Source organism: Corynebacterium sp. HMSC062E11 (genome assembly GCF_001811845.1).
GTDB lineage: Bacteria > Actinomycetota > Actinomycetes > Mycobacteriales > Mycobacteriaceae > Corynebacterium > Corynebacterium hesseae.
The window spans coordinates 1-16,400 of record NZ_KV806782.1 but is presented as its reverse complement, the minus strand read 5'-3'; the positions used below and the strand labels follow the sequence as shown (position 1 = coordinate 16,400).

12 protein-coding genes are annotated in these 16,400 nt (G+C 61.8%); 11 read left to right on the top strand and 1 reads right to left on the bottom strand.

The features are described from left to right. Window positions 1-473 precede the first annotated feature (473 nt). Window positions 474-1,268: a siderophore-interacting protein gene (locus HMPREF2822_RS03400; RefSeq protein ID WP_070520970.1), complete on the bottom strand. Its 795-nt coding sequence runs from the start codon at window positions 1,266-1,268 to the stop codon at window positions 474-476. 124 nt (window positions 1,269-1,392) lie between these two features. Here HMPREF2822_RS03400 and HMPREF2822_RS03395 point away from each other — a divergent pair, with 124 nt between their 5' ends. The 11 genes from HMPREF2822_RS03395 (at window position 1,393) to HMPREF2822_RS03350 (ending at window position 16,266) form a co-directional block, all read left to right on the top strand. Beyond that, window positions 1,393-2,337 (top strand): ABC transporter substrate-binding protein, encoded by a 945-nt coding sequence (locus HMPREF2822_RS03395; protein ID WP_070520968.1) that lies wholly within the window; start codon window positions 1,393-1,395, stop codon window positions 2,335-2,337. 66 nt (window positions 2,338-2,403) lie between these two features. Beyond that, window positions 2,404-3,372 (top strand): FecCD family ABC transporter permease, encoded by a 969-nt coding sequence (locus tag HMPREF2822_RS03390; protein ID WP_232755571.1) that lies wholly within the window; start codon window positions 2,404-2,406, stop codon window positions 3,370-3,372. Beyond that, complete coding sequence (locus tag HMPREF2822_RS03385) at window positions 3,369-4,421, top strand: FecCD family ABC transporter permease (protein WP_070520961.1); 1,053 nt, start codon at window positions 3,369-3,371, stop codon at window positions 4,419-4,421. The genes HMPREF2822_RS03390 and HMPREF2822_RS03385 overlap by 4 nt, the downstream gene beginning before the upstream one ends. Then, entirely contained in the window at window positions 4,418-5,221 is an 804-nt protein-coding gene (locus HMPREF2822_RS03380; protein WP_369815744.1) for an ABC transporter ATP-binding protein, read from the top strand. Before HMPREF2822_RS03385 ends, HMPREF2822_RS03380 begins: the two co-directional genes overlap by 4 nt. Before the next feature lie 325 nt (window positions 5,222-5,546). Further along, window positions 5,547-6,068 carry a 50S ribosomal protein L10 gene (gene rplJ / locus HMPREF2822_RS03375; protein ID WP_070520958.1) on the top strand — a complete coding sequence of 174 codons (522 nt, stop codon included), beginning with the start codon at window positions 5,547-5,549 and terminating at the stop codon, window positions 6,066-6,068. A gap of 86 nt (window positions 6,069-6,154) precedes the next feature. Then, a complete protein-coding gene (rplL, locus tag HMPREF2822_RS03370; protein WP_070520955.1) occupies window positions 6,155-6,541 on the top strand; it encodes a 50S ribosomal protein L7/L12 in 387 nt (128 codons plus the stop codon). A 132-nt stretch (window positions 6,542-6,673) separates the two neighbouring features. Then, the gene (locus HMPREF2822_RS12900; protein WP_369815743.1) at window positions 6,674-6,997 is read left to right on the top strand and encodes a type II toxin-antitoxin system RelE/ParE family toxin; all 324 of its coding nucleotides are present in this window, start codon (window positions 6,674-6,676) and stop codon (window positions 6,995-6,997) included. Next, window positions 6,975-7,319, top strand: a complete 345-nt coding sequence (locus HMPREF2822_RS03365; RefSeq protein ID WP_232755570.1) for a HigA family addiction module antitoxin — start codon at window positions 6,975-6,977, stop codon at window positions 7,317-7,319. Before HMPREF2822_RS12900 ends, HMPREF2822_RS03365 begins: the two co-directional genes overlap by 23 nt. A gap of 118 nt (window positions 7,320-7,437) precedes the next feature. Next, on the top strand, window positions 7,438-8,394 hold the full coding sequence (locus HMPREF2822_RS03360) for a cell envelope lipid trafficking protein PgfA (protein ID WP_070520948.1): 957 nt from the start codon (window positions 7,438-7,440) through the stop codon (window positions 8,392-8,394). 294 nt (window positions 8,395-8,688) lie between these two features. Further along, complete coding sequence (locus tag HMPREF2822_RS03355; protein WP_070520944.1) at window positions 8,689-12,168, top strand: DNA-directed RNA polymerase subunit beta; 3,480 nt, start codon at window positions 8,689-8,691, stop codon at window positions 12,166-12,168. A gap of 102 nt (window positions 12,169-12,270) precedes the next feature. Continuing rightward, window positions 12,271-16,266, top strand: a complete 3,996-nt coding sequence (locus HMPREF2822_RS03350; RefSeq protein ID WP_070520942.1) for a DNA-directed RNA polymerase subunit beta' — start codon at window positions 12,271-12,273, stop codon at window positions 16,264-16,266. Window positions 16,267-16,400 lie beyond the last annotated feature (134 nt).

The following is a 16,400-nucleotide window of genomic DNA, read 5'->3' as shown; positions in this document are numbered from 1 at the left end:
TTTTTCCTTGCGTGTCGAATTATTTGTACAGGTCAGAGGGCTAAAAACCACTGACAGGTAAAATACAGGCAGGTTCGATGGGCTTTCAAGGAATGTATCGCACAATAATCCTTGTGCGTTTGAGAGAGGCGCATGAGAGATAGAGAGAACACCCTGAGTCTTGCAGGGCGGGCGGCGTGAGAAACCGCCTGATAGTCAAGACCCCTTGCAACGCGGGTTCCGGAATTATCCGGGGCCCGCGTTGTGCTGTGTGTGATGACTTTATCCGCAGCCGGGGGCTAACTTTCCAGCGCACCTGAGGCGCGTGACTGGAAGAGGGGAAGGGGGGCCAGACTAAAGGCACCATGTGCAGTGCTGAATTTCGAAAAGCCCAGGTGAATGCATGCACTCTTCTGTATAAGGTGCCAATACTTTGGTCCTCATGCGCTGGACATCAAGATCGCCTGGCAGCAGGCACTAAGGCGAAGGCCGCTTTAAGGCCGCGGCTTGCCGTTCATCCAGTACACGGACCAGATGACGTCCTCGCGCGGCATTCCCCAGTCGTGCACCGCCAAAGAGCGCACTTCTTTGGCCAGGTCCCCTTCGCCGGATACCCACACTGAATCCGGCGCTGTATCCGCGGAGAAACGAGAACTAAGAAGTTGAACGGCGTGTGCGCTGTGTTCCTCGTGCGGGGCGGCGACCATGGTGAGTGAACGAACCTTGCCGCGCCAGGTCTTCTCAAAGCCGTCTTCAACTTCGGAGTCGTCCGCGATCATGGCAACGACGTCGACGCTGTCCAAGGTTTTCGGTGAAAAGGCTTCGTAGTGCTCCAGGATGTGCCACAGTGCTGGGAGAGCGGAGGCGTCCGCGAGTAACAGCTGTGACTTTCTAGGGGCCTGCCACCGTGCTTGCCCCGTATAGATCCCGGCGGTATCCCCGGGTTGGGCCTTAAGGATCCACCGTGAGCCCGGGCCATTATCGCCATGGGTCACCACATCGACATCTATGGTGCAGGCTTCGTGGTCGAGCCTGCGAATTGTGTACCACCGCAACGCCGGGCGAACGTCGTCAGGCAAGCCAGTGACGGCGGCGCGCACATTGGCATCCTCAACTGGGAAGGGCGAGAACTCCTGCCCGTCCTGGGGCATGAGGAGCCCAAAATACTCATCAGGCCCGGCGAGGGGGTAGGAGCCGAAGGCGGGCGAGTGAAAAGTAAGGCGGTGCAGTCGCGGCTTCAGGCGGGTATTCCCCGTGAGGGTGACGGGTAACAAGCGGTGATGCGTCAAAGGAATTGGTCCTAGGTATAAGGGAAATTTGAATCCATCATAAAGCAGAGGTTAGGCTTGCCTCAAGTAGATTAGGGGTGTGACGGCTTGTGTGCTCGTTCCCATCGAAGGAAAGGTTAATTCCATGGTTGTTATCCACCGGCGTGCGAAAGCCGTGCTCGCGATTGTCTCGGCGGCAGCGATTGCTCTGACGGGGTGCTCGCGCGGAAGCGGTGAGGACAGTGCGGGTGCAGGCAGCGCTGATGAGGTGCGGGTCGCCAGCTTGGGGCTTGGCGACGCCGATACTGTCCTCGCGCTCGGAATCACCCCCGTTGCCGTAGCGCCCTGGGGAGCGCAGGGCGATGGTGATCCCTCCGGTGTGGGCCCATGGGCGAAAGAACTTCTGGGAGATGCCCAGCCTGAGGTCATCTATAACACCGCTTCCGGGTTCACGGCCGATGTTCTTGAGCAGGTCACGGCTTCGGACCCCACGCAGATCATCGCTGTCAATCAGGCAGTGGACCAGGAAGCGCAGAAGTCCCTCGAGGAGATCGCGCCGCTGACCATCAAGCCGGAGGGCTTCGAAGACTGGCAGGTTCCCTGGGAAGAGCAGGTTAAGACCATCGCCTCTGCCGTTGAGAAGGAAGAGGAGGGTGACAAGCTTATTGACAAGGCGCAAGGCGCCTTCGATAAATTCAAGGAATCTCACCCGGAGCTTAACGGCAAACGCGCGGCCATCGTCATGCCCTATGACGGAAAGCTGGGCCTCTACACTTCCGATGATGGCCGCGGTCAATTCATCGAAGACCTTGGCTTTGAGATTCCGCAGGAGCTGGAGGGGGATGGCTCGAGCTTCTTCGTGGACTACGCCCCAGAGAACTACTCCCAGCTCAACAACGTGGACTACCTGTTCGTCTTGGATTACAACGGTGCAGTCGACGAGCTGAAGAAGGATTCGACGTTCCAAGGCCTGGACGTGGTCAAGGATGGCCGCGTCCGCTACCTAGAAACGGATACCGGCAACGCCATGAGCATGCCGAACCCGCTCACCATTCCTTGGGCTGTCGATAAGTTTGAAGAGCAACTCTAAGTGCTCGTACTACCGAGAAACGCCGGGGCCACCCGCGGCGAGCTAGATTCGCGGGGGAGGGGACGCGTGCTCCTCACCAGCGCTCTGGTTGTGATTTCACTGCTTCTCCTCGTCTGCTCGTTGATGGTGGGATCGCGTTCCATCGCCATGTCTGAGCTCCTTCCCGCCTTCCTCCATGAAAGCCAGCCGGAGATAGAAAATATCGTGTGGGACTTACGTATGCCGCGCACCTTCTTGGCGTACTTCGCGGGTGCAGCCATTGCGGTCTCCGGTGTCATCGCCCAGACGTGGACCAAGAACCCCTTGGCCGATCCCGGCTTCATTGGTATCACTGCGGGTGCTTCCTTCCTTGTTGCGCTCGGGACGGCGTTGGGGCTTGCCACCTCGCTGGGGATGCGGACGGCGCTCGCGCTGGTGGGAGCCGGTTTGGCCACGGTAGTGGTTCTGGGTGTTTCCCGGCGGTTTCCTGATTCCCTGACGCTGCTTCTTGTGGGTGCAGGAGTATCGGCTGCCTTAAGTTCTGGCGCCATGCTGATCGGCTTGTATTCCACGGATGTGCTCGACAGCATGCGCCGCTGGACCATCGGCTCCACCTTTGGGCGCGGCCCCGGGGAGGTCGCGATTGCAGCCGGTGGTCTGCTCGTCGGGCTCATCATTGCCGCGAGTGTGGCGCGCCCGCTTGATCTGTTGGCCATGGGTGAGGAGTCTTCGGTTGCCTTGGGTAGCTCGCCGGCACTGGCGCGCCGTGGCGCTGCCTTAAGCATCGTTGTCTTGGCCGGATGCGCTACCGCTGCGGCAGGCCCCATCGCTTTCGTGGGATTTGCCGTTCCCCACCTTCTCCGGCGGCGTACAGGGCCGGCGGTTGCCGCCATGATTGCCCCCGCCGCGCTGCTGGGTGGTTGCTCCGTGCTGGCCGCGGATATCTTAGGCCGGCTTATCGCCGGCCCCTCCGAGTTGGAGATGTCCATCGTCCTGGCGTTCGTGGGCGCACCTTTCCTCATCTGGGCCGTGCGCCGAGGGGAGCAGAAGCTATGAGTGATGGGGTGAAGGGGGACGTCGCCAAGCGCCTGCGTTCCCAACAGCGGCAGCGCCAGATATGTATATGGTCAGCTACCTGCTTCTTTGTGCTGGTCGCGGCGGTTTCTTACGTCCTGATGCTCGGGCAAGGCCCCGTGGGGCTGAGTCCGGGGCGGGTTCTGGAGATCCTCAACGGTGGTGGGAGCCGAAGCGAAATCCGCGTTGTGTGGGATCTGCGCATGCCCGTAGCGCTAGCAACCCTCATCGTGGGCGCCGCGCTCGGACTGGCGGGGTCGTGGACGCAGTCGATGTCGCGCAATCCGCTGGCCTCCCCCGACATCCTTGGCGTGACCGGTGGGGCTTCGGTGATGGTGGTCATCGGGACGGTGATGTCCCGGCCGCTCCTCGCAGAGGGTGTCTCCGTGTTCTGGTGGCGGGCGGGGCTCGCGCTGCTGGGAGCGGTGTTAGCGGCCATCCTGCTGGTGGCGCTTGGTGGGCTCGGTACGAGCAACCGCATCGTCATCGTCGGCATCGCGCTATCACTGCTCTTTCAAGCCATGGTGGCCTATCTCTTGCGCGCTGCGGAGCTCCTCCGTGCAGCACAGTCCCAGCTGTGGCTGGCGGGAACCACGGGCTTTGTGCGGATGGACGTCATTGTTCCGCTTCTCGTGGGACTGGCGCCTTTCGTGTTGCTTGGTTCGTGGCGTGCCCGGGAGCTGCCGCTACTAGCCCATGATGATCTCTCGGCACTCTCCTTAGGCGTGGACATCACGCGGACGCGCACCGCGCTCCTCATTGCGGCCACCGGAATATGCGCGGTGACCGTATCCGTGGCGGGGCCCATCGGCTTTATTGCGCTGCTGGCCCCACACCTCGGACGCATGATCGCCCGAACCCCCACTCCTTCACCGGTGGTGTCGTGCGCTGCTGGTGCGGCCCTCTTAAGCGCCTGTGCCGTGGTGGCCGGGGCGCTCCCGATGGACGCGCCGGTGGGTGCTGTGTCCTCAGTGATCGGCGGCACCGCCCTGGTCATCGTGGTGTGGAATGCCGCAAGGCGGAAAGGATGAAAATCATGAACTGTTGCGAGCTGAAGGCCCAAGGCATCCATGCCGGTTATCAGGGCGGGAAAGATATTCTCTCCGGGGTTGACCTCGCGGCTCAACCAGGGGAGGTCACCACGCTCATCGGCCCCAACGGCTGCGGGAAATCGACGTTGCTGAAGACCTTGTCGAAGATTCTTCGCCCCCGGCAGGGAAGCGTGCGCATTGGCGAGTTGGATGTGCATTCCATGAGCCCGAAGGAAGCGGCGGCCCACGTGGCCTTGCTTCCCCAGCACCCGATGGCGCCGGATGGGCTGCGCGTCGGCGAGCTCGTTGCCCGCGGGCGGTACGCGCACCTTGGGTGGGGAAGGGGACTGTCAGCGCAGGACCACGAGATCATCGCGCAGGCCTGCGTGGAGACAGGCATCACCGATTTCATCGACCGCGATATCGCGGCGCTGTCGGGCGGCCAGCGTCAGCGGGTGTGGCTCGCGCTGGCTTTGGCTCAGGACGCGCCGGTGCTGCTTCTCGACGAGCCCACCACCTTCCTCGATCCCGCCCACGCGATGGGCGTCTTGGAGCTCGTCCGCAAGCAAGCGCGCGCTGGGAAGACGGTCGTCGTCGTGCTGCACGACCTCATGCTGGCTGGGCAGTTCTCAGACACCATGGTGGTCATGAACAACGGCGAGGTCATCGCGCGGGGCACGCCGCAGCAAGCGTTGACCAAAGAGGTGCTGGCGGCGGCCTATGGCATCGATGTGGACATCTGGGAGGATCCTCGCAGCGATGCCCCCGTCATCGTTCCGCGCGGTGTGCTCAAGAACTAAAGGGCACTAAGGCAAAGCCCCAGGACCGCGATTTGGAGTTGGCCCGTGCAGGCTGTAGAGTACCTAGCGAAGTTTGAACGGCCCCGAAGTGGTCGAGTCAAGGTTCACCAAAGACCGTCGGTCATCCGGAATATCGGATCGAAGGTTCCTCGTTCTAGAGGGCGGCCCACGCAGGAGACACTTTGCGAATTACCGCGGATTTCCGCGCGCGCCCTGTGCTCTTGCACGGGGCTTTTGTTATTTCGATTGTCGTTAACGACAACCGAGGTGGGAAAGGTCCCGGCGGAAAACACAAGAGATGTTTCGAAAGGAGGCGTAGTAGAAAATGGCAAACCCGAAGAACACCGCAGACCTGGCAAAGCTGAAGGAGAAGCTCGATGGCGCTAACTCCATCGTGCTCACCGAGTACCGTGGCCTGACCGTGGGTCAGCTCCAGGAGCTGCGTAACAACCTCGGCTTTGACGTTGAGTACTCCGTCGCCAAGAACACCCTTTTCAAGATCGCTGCCAACGAAGCTGGCATCGAGGGTCTTGACGAGCAGCTGACTGGCCCGACCGCTATTGCGTTCATCAAGGGCGAGGCAGTGGATGCTGCGAAGGTCATCACCAAGTTCGCTGATGACAACAAGGCACTCGTTATCAAGGGTGGCTACATGGACGGCGACGCTCTGTCTGCCGACCAGGTTGAGGCCATCGCCAAGCTGGACAACCGCGAGACCACTCTCGCAAAGCTGGCTGGCGCCATGAAGGGTTCTATGGCAAAGGCTGCCGCCGTATTCAACGCTCCTGCAACCAAGATGGTCCGCACCGCTGCGGCCCTGCAGGACAAGAAGGCTGCGGAAGCTTAAGACGCCAACTAAAGGCGCACAACTTAAACACACACACTTTTCTGGCCGCCTAGGGTGGCCAGGCACAATGAGAAAGGATGCCAATCATGGCTAAGCTCACCAAGGACGAGCTCATTGAAGCTTTCAAGGAAATGACCCTCATCGAGCTCTCCGAGTTCGTTAAGGAATTCGAGGAGGTCTTCGACGTTGAGGCCGCTGCTCCGGTTGCTGCCGTTGCTGCTGGTGCCCCGGCTGCCGGCGGTGCTGCTGAGGAAGAGAAGACCGAGTTCGACGTCGTTCTGACCGACGCTGGCGCTAAGAAGATCGGCGTTATTAAGGCTGTCCGCGAGATCGTCTCCGGCCTGGGCCTGAAGGAAGCTAAGGAGCTCGTTGAGTCCGCTCCGAAGGCTATCCTCGAGGGTGCTTCCAAGGACGACGCTGAGGCTGCTAAGGCTAAGCTCGAAGAGGCTGGCGCTTCCGTCGAGCTCAAGTAATTCACCTGAATTACTCAGCTTTCCCGCGCAGCGCACTCGCTGCGCGCCAACAACCCTGTTCCGCTTTTACGCGGTGCGGGGTTGTTCCCGTTTTGTCGGGACCCCGGTGGCCCGGCGGTTTCTAAGCATTGCGTGTCAGGTCTTGACACTAGGGTCAAAAGGAGACACTATTGGGGTGTGCAGTTTCGGCGTAGAAGTCTCGAGCGGTTCCATCAGGATGGTGTGCCGCCGCGATATATTCCATCGGAATTGCGTTCAGTAGTGCGCCGCAAGTTACTTATGATTGGGCGGTCTGTAAATGTCACGGACCTTCGGATTCCACCAGCAAACCGGTTGGAGCGGCTCAAGGGTGACCTTGAGGGCTACTACTCAATTCGCGTCAACTCGCAGTGGCGCATCATATTCAAGTGGACACCCGAAGGAGCTGTTGACGTTGACTTTATCGACTACCACTGAAGCACGCGCTCATGTTGATGTTGTTCCCGTTCCGCATCCCGGAGAGATTCTTCTCCTAGAATTTCTTAAGCCCTGCGGAATAACCCAGTATCGCCTGGCCAGTGACATTGGCACCACCCGTTCCCAAGTTTCCAAAATTACCCGCGGTGCGCTTGGTATCAGTGCCGATATGGCCTTGCGTTTGTCGGCCTACTTTGGGAATTCCGCGAAGTTCTGGCTCGGACTCCAAGAGGAATACGATCTGTGGAAAGCTCGCCAGACCACGGATATCAGCGCCATCGTTCCGTGGAATCACAAAGAAGAAGTCGACTCTCACTCATAGAATCAGTTGACTTGCGGTCACCTCGGGGTCGGTGCAGTCTCACCGCAGCTGCACAAAACTGAAACGCACCCTCCTGGGAAATGTGTTTTGAACAAACGAATCGGTAGGATAAGCCACCATGCTGCCCAAGTCCCGCATCTTCTCCGTCCTCCTGCTCGGCCTCGGCGTTGCGCTGATCGCCGCCGGCCTGGCGGCGTCGAGCTTCTTGAGCTTTAGCCCGCGCCTGCCGCTGGATATCAAGAACACCACGTGGACGATGCAGGATGACAGCGCCACCGCGCAGGCGCTGTCCGCAGAGGGCGTTACGCAGTACGAGGGGCCGATGACCTATCAGCTCAACATGGACATCCAGGATCCGGCGGATAAGGACACCGCAACGTTGCGAGTGGGGGAGTCCGCCATCCGCGGCGGCACGGGCAACGTGGAGGACTTGAGCTTTGCGCGCGTGTGGAACTATCCCGTCGATCGCCTTAGCGGTGAGGCCACGGGACCGGCGGCGCTCTCCCATACCATGGGCTCGCCCACGGCGGAGGTTCCCGTCGAGGGCTACTGGCTGAAGCTGCCCGCCGATGCTGAGCAGACCACCTACCCGGTCTTCGATCCGGTCCTGCGCAAGGCGGCCGACGCCGTCTTCGAGGAATCCCTCGATATCGACGGCCGCACGGTCTACCGCTACCACCAGGAAGTGGAGCCCACCAACGTGGCCACCCTTTATGCCGGCAGCACGACCACCACGCTGAACAACGAGGATGGTTCCACCGAGCAGGGCTACCTCTTCCACGCCGCAACGCGGGATCTCTTCGTGGACCAAGCCACCGGACTCGTCGTGGGCATGGACGTCGATATCAAGGACTACTGGGCAGACCGTGAGGGCAACGAGCGCGAGATGCAGTTAGCCTTCAACGGTGCGACCGATGAGGAATCCCGCGCGGAGCTGCTCCAGCAAGCTGAGCGCTTCCCGCGGAGTGCTGTGGGGCAGTGGGTGCGCTGGGGTGGCCTCGGCATCGGCGCCGTTCTGGTGCTGCTTGGGGCGCTGGGCGCTTTTCGCCGTCCCACCAACCGCCACTCGCGCTAGCCGCGCGTGCTAGAGGCCCGCGCGTGCGGATCTCCGAAGCGACACGCCGATGGCACGTTTCGCCTTTACAAGGCCGCCATTATGCTATAGGCTATTTCGTTGCGCTGGAATCTGGATCTTTAGTGCACATTTAGCCTTTCGAGCGGTGATGGCAAAACCGACTTGACAAGGTGATTTTGTGCATTCTAAACCCAGTCGTTCCACAGCAGACCGAATGCTAAATCTACCAGCGGTTTTGCACCTCACCGGCCAGGGTGGGGAAGCAATCCGCCAGAGGTACTGGAAGGACCCATCTTGGCAGTCTCCCGCCAGACCAAGTCAGTGGCCAACATCCCTGGAGCCCCGAAGCGATACTCCTTCGCTAAAATCAGCGAGCCCATCGCTGTCCCGGGCCTCCTTGATCTACAACTCGATTCTTACGCGTGGCTCATCGGCACCCCCGAGTGGCGCGAGCGCGAGCAGGCAGAGCGCGGCGAAGACGCACGCGTGACGAGCGGCCTTGAGGATATCCTCGAGGAGCTTTCTCCGATCCAGGATTACTCGGGCAACATGTCCCTGTCCCTGTCGGAGCCTCGCTTCGAGCCGGTGAAGAACACCGTGGACGAGTGCAAAGAGAAGGACATCAACTACTCGGCGCCACTGTACGTCACCGCAGAATTCATCAACAACGACACCCAGGAGATTAAGTCCCAGACCGTCTTCATCGGCGATTTCCCGATGATGACTGAGAAGGGCACCTTCATCGTCAACGGCACCGAGCGCGTTATCGTCTCGCAGCTCGTGCGTTCCCCGGGTGTGTACTTCGACCAGACCATCGACAAGTCCACCGAGCGCCCGCTGCACTCCGTGAAGGTCATTCCTTCCCGCGGTGCGTGGCTCGAGTTTGACGTCGACAAGCGCGACACCGTTGGCGTGCGCATCGACCGCAAGCGTCGCCAGCCGGTCACCGTGCTGCTCAAGGCCCTGGGTTGGTCCGAGGAACAGATCAAGGAGCGCTTCGGCTTCTCCGAGCTCATGATGTCCACCCTCGAGTCCGATGGCGTGGCCAACACCGACGAGGCTCTGCTGGAGATCTACCGCAAGCAGCGCCCGGGCGAGCAGCCCACGCGCGACCTCGCACAGGCCCTGCTGGATAACTCCTTCTTCCGCGCCAAGCGCTACGACCTGGCCAAGGTTGGCCGCTACAAGGTCAACCGCAAGCTCGGCCTGGGCGGGGACCACGACGGTCTGATGACCCTGACCGAGGAAGACATCGCCGTCACCCTCGAGTACCTCGTGCGTCTGCACGCCGGTGAGCGTGAGATGAAGGCCCCGAACGGTGAGATGATCGCCATCCACACCGACGACATCGACCACTTTGGTAACCGTCGTCTGCGCACCGTGGGTGAGCTCATCCAGAACCAGGTCCGCGTGGGCCTGTCCCGCATGGAGCGCGTCGTCCGCGAGCGCATGACCACCCAGGACGCGGAGTCGATTACCCCGACCTCCCTGATCAACGTCCGCCCGGTCTCCGCCGCCATCCGCGAGTTCTTCGGTACCTCCCAGCTCTCGCAGTTCATGGACCAGAACAACTCCCTGTCCGGCCTGACCCACAAGCGCCGCCTGTCCGCGCTGGGCCCGGGCGGTCTGTCCCGTGAGCGCGCCGGTATCGAGGTGCGAGACGTTCACGCTTCGCACTACGGCCGCATGTGCCCGATTGAGACCCCTGAGGGTCCGAACATTGGTCTGATCGGTTCCCTGGCTTCCTATGCCCGCGTCAACGCTTTCGGCTTCATCGAGACCCCGTACCGCAAGGTTGTGGACGGCAAGGTCACCGACCAGGTGGAGTACCTCACCGCCGATGAAGAGGATCGCTACGCCATCGCGCAGGCCGAGGTTGAGAAGGCTGCCGACGGCACCCTGACCGGCGACCGCATCGAGGTCCGCCTCAAGGACGGCGATATCGGCGTGACCGACGCCGCCGGCGTTGACTACGTTGACGTTTCCCCGCGCCAGATGGTCTCTGTGGCTACCGCCATGATTCCGTTCCTCGAGCACGACGACGCTAACCGTGCCCTCATGGGCGCGAACATGCAGCGCCAGGCCGTGCCGCTGGTTCGCTCCGAGGCCCCGTACGTGGGCACCGGTATGGAGCAGCGCGCTGCCTACGATGCTGGTGACCTCATCATCACCCCGAAGGCGGGCGTGGTGGAGAACGTCACCGCCGACCTCATCACCATCATGGATGACGAGGGCCAGCGCGATACCTACATGCTGCGCAAGTTCGAGCGCACCAACCAGAACACCAACTACAACCAGACCCCGCTGGTCTCCCTGGGTGAGCGCGTCGAGGCAGGCCAGGTGCTTGCCGACGGCCCCGGTACCCACAACGGTGAGATGTCCCTCGGCCGCAACCTGCTGGTTGCCTTCATGCCGTGGGAAGGCCACAACTACGAGGACGCCATCATCCTCAACCAGCGCATCGTGGAGGAGGACATCCTCACCTCGATCCACATCGAGGAGCACGAGATCGATGCTCGCGATACCAAGCTGGGCCCGGAGGAGATCACCCGCGAGATCCCGAACGTCTCCGATGACGTTCTGCGTGACCTCGACGAGCGCGGCATCGTCCGCATCGGCGCCGACGTCCGCGCGGGCGACATCCTCGTTGGTAAGGTCACCCCGAAGGGTGAGACCGAGCTGACCCCGGAGGAGCGCCTCCTGCGCGCCATCTTCGGTGAGAAGGCCCGCGAGGTCCGCGATACCTCCATGAAGGTGCCGCACGGTGAAACCGGTAAGGTCATCGGCGTTTCCCGCTTCTCCCGCGAGGATGACGACGACCTGGCCCCGGGCGTCAACGAAATGATCCGCGTCTACGTGGCTCAGAAGCGCAAGATCCAGGACGGCGATAAGCTCGCCGGCCGCCACGGCAACAAGGGTGTTGTGGGCAAGATTCTCCCGCCGGAGGATATGCCGTTCATGGAGGATGGCACCCCGGTGGACATCATCCTGAACACCCACGGTGTGCCGCGTCGTATGAACATCGGCCAGGTGCTCGAGGTTCACCTCGGCTGGCTGGCACACGCCGGTTGGAAGATCGACACCGAGGACCCGGCCAACGCCGAGCTGCTCAAGACCCTGCCGGAAGAGCTTTACGACGTCCCGCCGGAGTCCCTGACCGCAACCCCGGTCTTCGACGGTGCCACCAACGAGGAAATCTCTCGACTGCTGGCTTCCTCCAAGCCGAACCGCGATGGTGACGTCATGGTGGATGAGCACGGTAAGGCCCGCCTCTTCGACGGCCGCTCCGGTGAGCCGTACATGTACCCGGTTTCCGTCGGCTACATGTACATGCTCAAGCTGCACCACCTCGTCGACGAGAAGATCCACGCCCGCTCCACCGGCCCGTACTCCATGATTACCCAGCAGCCGCTGGGTGGTAAGGCGCAGTTCGGTGGCCAGCGCTTCGGTGAGATGGAGGTGTGGGCAATGCAGGCATACGGCGCTGCCTACACCCTGCAGGAGCTCCTGACCATCAAGTCCGATGACGTGGTCGGCCGCGTCAAGGTCTACGAGGCCATTGTCAAGGGTGACAACATCCCGGATCCGGGTATTCCGGAGTCCTTCAAGGTCCTCCTCAAGGAGCTGCAGTCCCTCTGCCTGAACGTGGAGGTTCTCTCCACCGACGGCACCCCGATGGAACTGTCTGGCTCCGACGATGATGACATGGACGGCGCTCCGTCCCTGGGCATTAACCTGTCCCGCGACGAGCGCTCCGACGCAGACATCGCCTAGCTTCTTGGTCCGCCGCTTTTACTGGCGGCGGGCATAACGAAACACCACCTACATACAAAGCCATCAACTTCCCCCTGACGGGGGATGAAAGGGAGACATTACGTGTTTGACGTAAATCTCTTCGACGAGCTCCGCATCGGGCTGGCCACGGCCGAGGACATCCGTCGCTGGTCCAAGGGCGAGGTCAAGAAACCCGAGACCATTAACTACCGCACCCTCAAGCCGGAGAAGGACGGCCTCTTCTGTGAGCGCATCTTCGGCCCAACCCGCGACTGGGAGTGCTCCTGCGGCAAGTACAAGCGCGTGCGCTACAAGGGCATCATCTGTGAGCGCTGCGGCGTCGAGGTGACCAAGTCCAAGGTGCGCCGTGAGCGCATGGGCCACATCGAGCTGGCCGCGCCGGTTACCCACATCTGGTACTTCAAGGGCGTTCCTTCCCGCCTGGGCTACCTGCTGGACCTGGCTCCGAAGGACCTTGAGCGCATCATCTACTTCGCTGCCAACATCATCACCTCCGTGGACGAGGAAGCTCGCCACAATGACCAGTCCACTCTGGAAGCAGAGATGCTGCTGGAGAAGAAGGACGTGGAGGATGACGTCGAGGCAGAGATCGCTGAGCGCGCTGCCAAGCTCGAGCAGGATCTGGCCGAGCTGGAGGCCGCCGGCGCCAAGGCCGACGCCCGCCGCAAGGTCCAGAACGCTGCCGACAAGGAGATGCAGCACATCCGCGAGCGCGGTGAGCGCGAGGTTGCTCGCCTCGACGAAATCTGGAACACCTTCATCAAGCTGGCTCCGAAGCAGATGATCATCGATGAGACCATCTACGAAGAGCTCGTTGACCGCTACGAGGATTACTTCACCGGCGGCATGGGTGCTGAGGCCATCCAGACCCTCATCCGCAACTTCGACCTCGAAGCTGAGGCTGAGGTTCTCAAGGAGATCATCAACAACGGCAAGGGCCAGAAGAAGATGCGTGCCCTTAAGCGCCTGAAGGTTGTCGCAGCCTTCCTGCGTTCGGGCAACGACCCGGCCGGCATGGTGCTCGACGCCATCCCGGTGATCCCGCCGGAGCTGCGCCCGATGGTGCAGCTGGACGGTGGCCGCTTCGCCACCTCCGACCTCAACGACCTTTACCGTCGTGTGATCAACCGCAACAACCGTCTCAAGCGCATGATTGACCTCGGTGCTCCCGAGATCATCGTGAACAACGAGAAGCGCATGCTGCAGGAGTCCGTTGACGCCCTCTTCGACAACGGCCGTCGCGGCCGTCCGGTCACCGGTCCGGGCAACCGCCCGCTGAAGTCCCTGTCTGACCTGCTCAAGGGTAAGCAGGGCCGCTTCCGCCAGAACCTGCTGGGTAAGCGCGTGGACTACTCCGGCCGTTCCGTGATTATCGTCGGCCCGCAGCTCAAGCTGCACGAGTGTGGTCTGCCGAAGCTCATGGCCCTGGAGCTGTTCAAGCCCTTCGTCATGAAGCGCCTGGTAGAAAACGACTACGCGCAGAACATCAAGTCCGCCAAGCGCATGGTGGAGCGCCAGCGCCCCGAGGTGTGGGACGTCCTCGAAGAGGCCATTTCCGAGCACCCGGTGATGCTGAACCGTGCACCGACCCTGCACCGCCTGGGTATCCAGGCCTTCGAGCCGAAGCTCGTCGAGGGTAAGGCCATCCAGCTGCACCCGCTGGCTTGTGAGGCTTTCAATGCCGACTTCGACGGTGACCAGATGGCAGTCCACCTGCCACTGTCCGCCGAGGCACAGGCTGAGGCACGCGTCCTCATGCTGGCTTCCAACAACATCCTGTCCCCGGCCTCCGGTAAGCCGCTGGCTATGCCGCGTCTGGATATGGTTACCGGCCTGTACTACCTCACCATGGACAAGGGTGAGGACGAGATCGGCGGCGAGGGCCGTTACCGCCCCGCCACGGAGGATCGTCCGGAGCAGGGCGTGTACTCCTCCTACGCGGAGGCCATCATGGCCCGCGACCGCGGCGTTCTTGGTCTGCAGGCCCCGATCAAGGTCCGCATCTCCCACCTGCGCCCGCCGGCAGACATCGAGGCAGAGCACTTCCCGGATGGTTGGCAGAAGGGCCAGGCCTGGCTCGCTGAGACCACCCTGGGCCGCATCATGTTCAATGACCTGCTGCCGTGGAACTACCCGTACCTCGAGGGCGTCATGGTCCGTAAGGGCGGCGCCGGCAACAAGATGCTGCTCGGTGACGTCATTAATGACCTCGCTGCGAAGTACCCGATGATCACCGTTGCCCAGGTTCTGGACAAGATGAAGGACGCTGGCTTCTACTGGGCCACCCGTTCCGGCGTGACCATTACCATGCACGACGTGCTGGTCCTCCCGAACAAGCACGAGGTGCTCGAGTCCTACGAGAAGGAAGCAGAGCGCATCGAGCGCAAGTACTGGGAGCAGGGTGCTCTGACCGAGCGCGAGCGCTACGACCGCCTGGTTGAGCTCTGGAAGGACGCCACGGACACCGTGGGTAACGCCGTCGAGGAGCTGTACCCCGACGACAACCCGATTCCGATGATCGTGAAGTCCGGTGCTGCCGGTAACATGCGTCAGATCTGGACCCTGGCCGGTATGAAGGGCATGGTTGTGAACTCCAAGGGTGACTACATCACACGTCCGATTAAGACCTCCTTCCGTGAAGGCCTGTCGGTTCTGGAGTACTTCAACAACTCGCACGGTTCCCGTAAGGGCCTGGCGGATACCGCTCTGCGTACCGCTGACTCCGGTTACCTCACCCGTCGTCTGGTGGACGTGGCGCAGGACGTCATCGTCCGCGAGGAGGACTGTGGCACCCGTCAGGGCGTGCGCGTCCCGCTCGGCGTCGAGATCGCCGAAGGTTCCTACGACCTGCACGAGCTGTGGGAGACCTCCGCATCCGGCCGCGTCGTGGCTAATGACGTCAAGGATGAAAACGGTGAGGTTATCGCCGAGGCAGGCGCCGACCTGACCGAGGAGCTCAGCCGCAAGATCGTCAACGCGGGCGTCCTGGAGATCAAGGTCCGCTCCGTGCTGACCTGCCAGACCCCTGCTGGTGTCTGTGCGAAGTGCTACGGCAAGTCCATGGCCTCCGGCAAGCTCGTCGATATCGGCGAGGCAGTCGGCATCGTGGCCGCACAGTCCATTGGTGAGCCGGGTACCCAGCTGACCATGCGTACCTTCCACCAGGGTGGTGTCGGTGGCGATATTACCGGCGGTCTGCCGCGTGTTCAGGAGCTCTTCGAGGCCCGTAACCCGAAGAACCGCGCTCCTATCGCCTCCGTCGACGGCACCGTGTCCCTGTCCGATGAGGGCAACTTCTGGACCCTGACCATCACCCCGGATGACGGTTCCGACAACGTGGTCTACGAGAAGCTGTCGAAGCGCCAGGGCCTGGCTCAGGTCCGCCGCCCGATGGAGTCCAACCCGGATGCCATGATCGAGCGCTCGCTTCGCGACGGCGACCACGTCACCACCGGTGACCGCCTCATGCGCGGTGCGGCTGACCCGCACGACGTGCTGGAGGTCCTCGGCCGCCGCGGTGTGGAGAAGCACCTCATCGACGAGGTTCAGGCCGTTTACCGTGCACAGGGTGTGGCCATCCACGACAAGCACATCGAGATCATCATCCGCCAGATGCTGCGTCGCGGTACCGTCATCGACGCCGGTACCACCGACCTGCTCCCGGGCAACCTCATTGACCTCTCTGAGGCCAAGCAGGTTAACGCCGCTCAGGTTGCTGAGGGCGGCCAGCCGGCACAGCTGCGCAGTGAGATCATGGGTATCACCAAGGCCTCCCTGGCTACGGAGTCCTGGCTGTCTGCGGCCTCCTTCCAGGAGACCACGCGCGTGCTTACCGACGCCGCCATCAACAAGCGCTCGGATCAGCTCATTGGTCTGAAGGAGAACGTCATCATCGGTAAGCTGATTCCAGCCGGTACGGGTATTTCCCGCTACCGCAACATCAGCGTCAAGCCGACTGAGGCCGCACGCAATGCTGCGTACTCCATCCCGACCTACGGTGATTCCATCTACGGCGACGATGGCTTCGGTGAGTTCACCGGTGCCTCCGTCCCGCTGGAGGAGGACTACACCTTCTAGGTGTAAAGCCGCGTGAGGCGCGCCGAAGTTAGCCAATAAGGCTGTCTTTCCGTTACCCCCGTCACTGCCCCCTTAAACAGGGTAGTGGCGGGGTATTTTATTTGAGGCCTAAACGACAAAACGTGTTGTTTTCC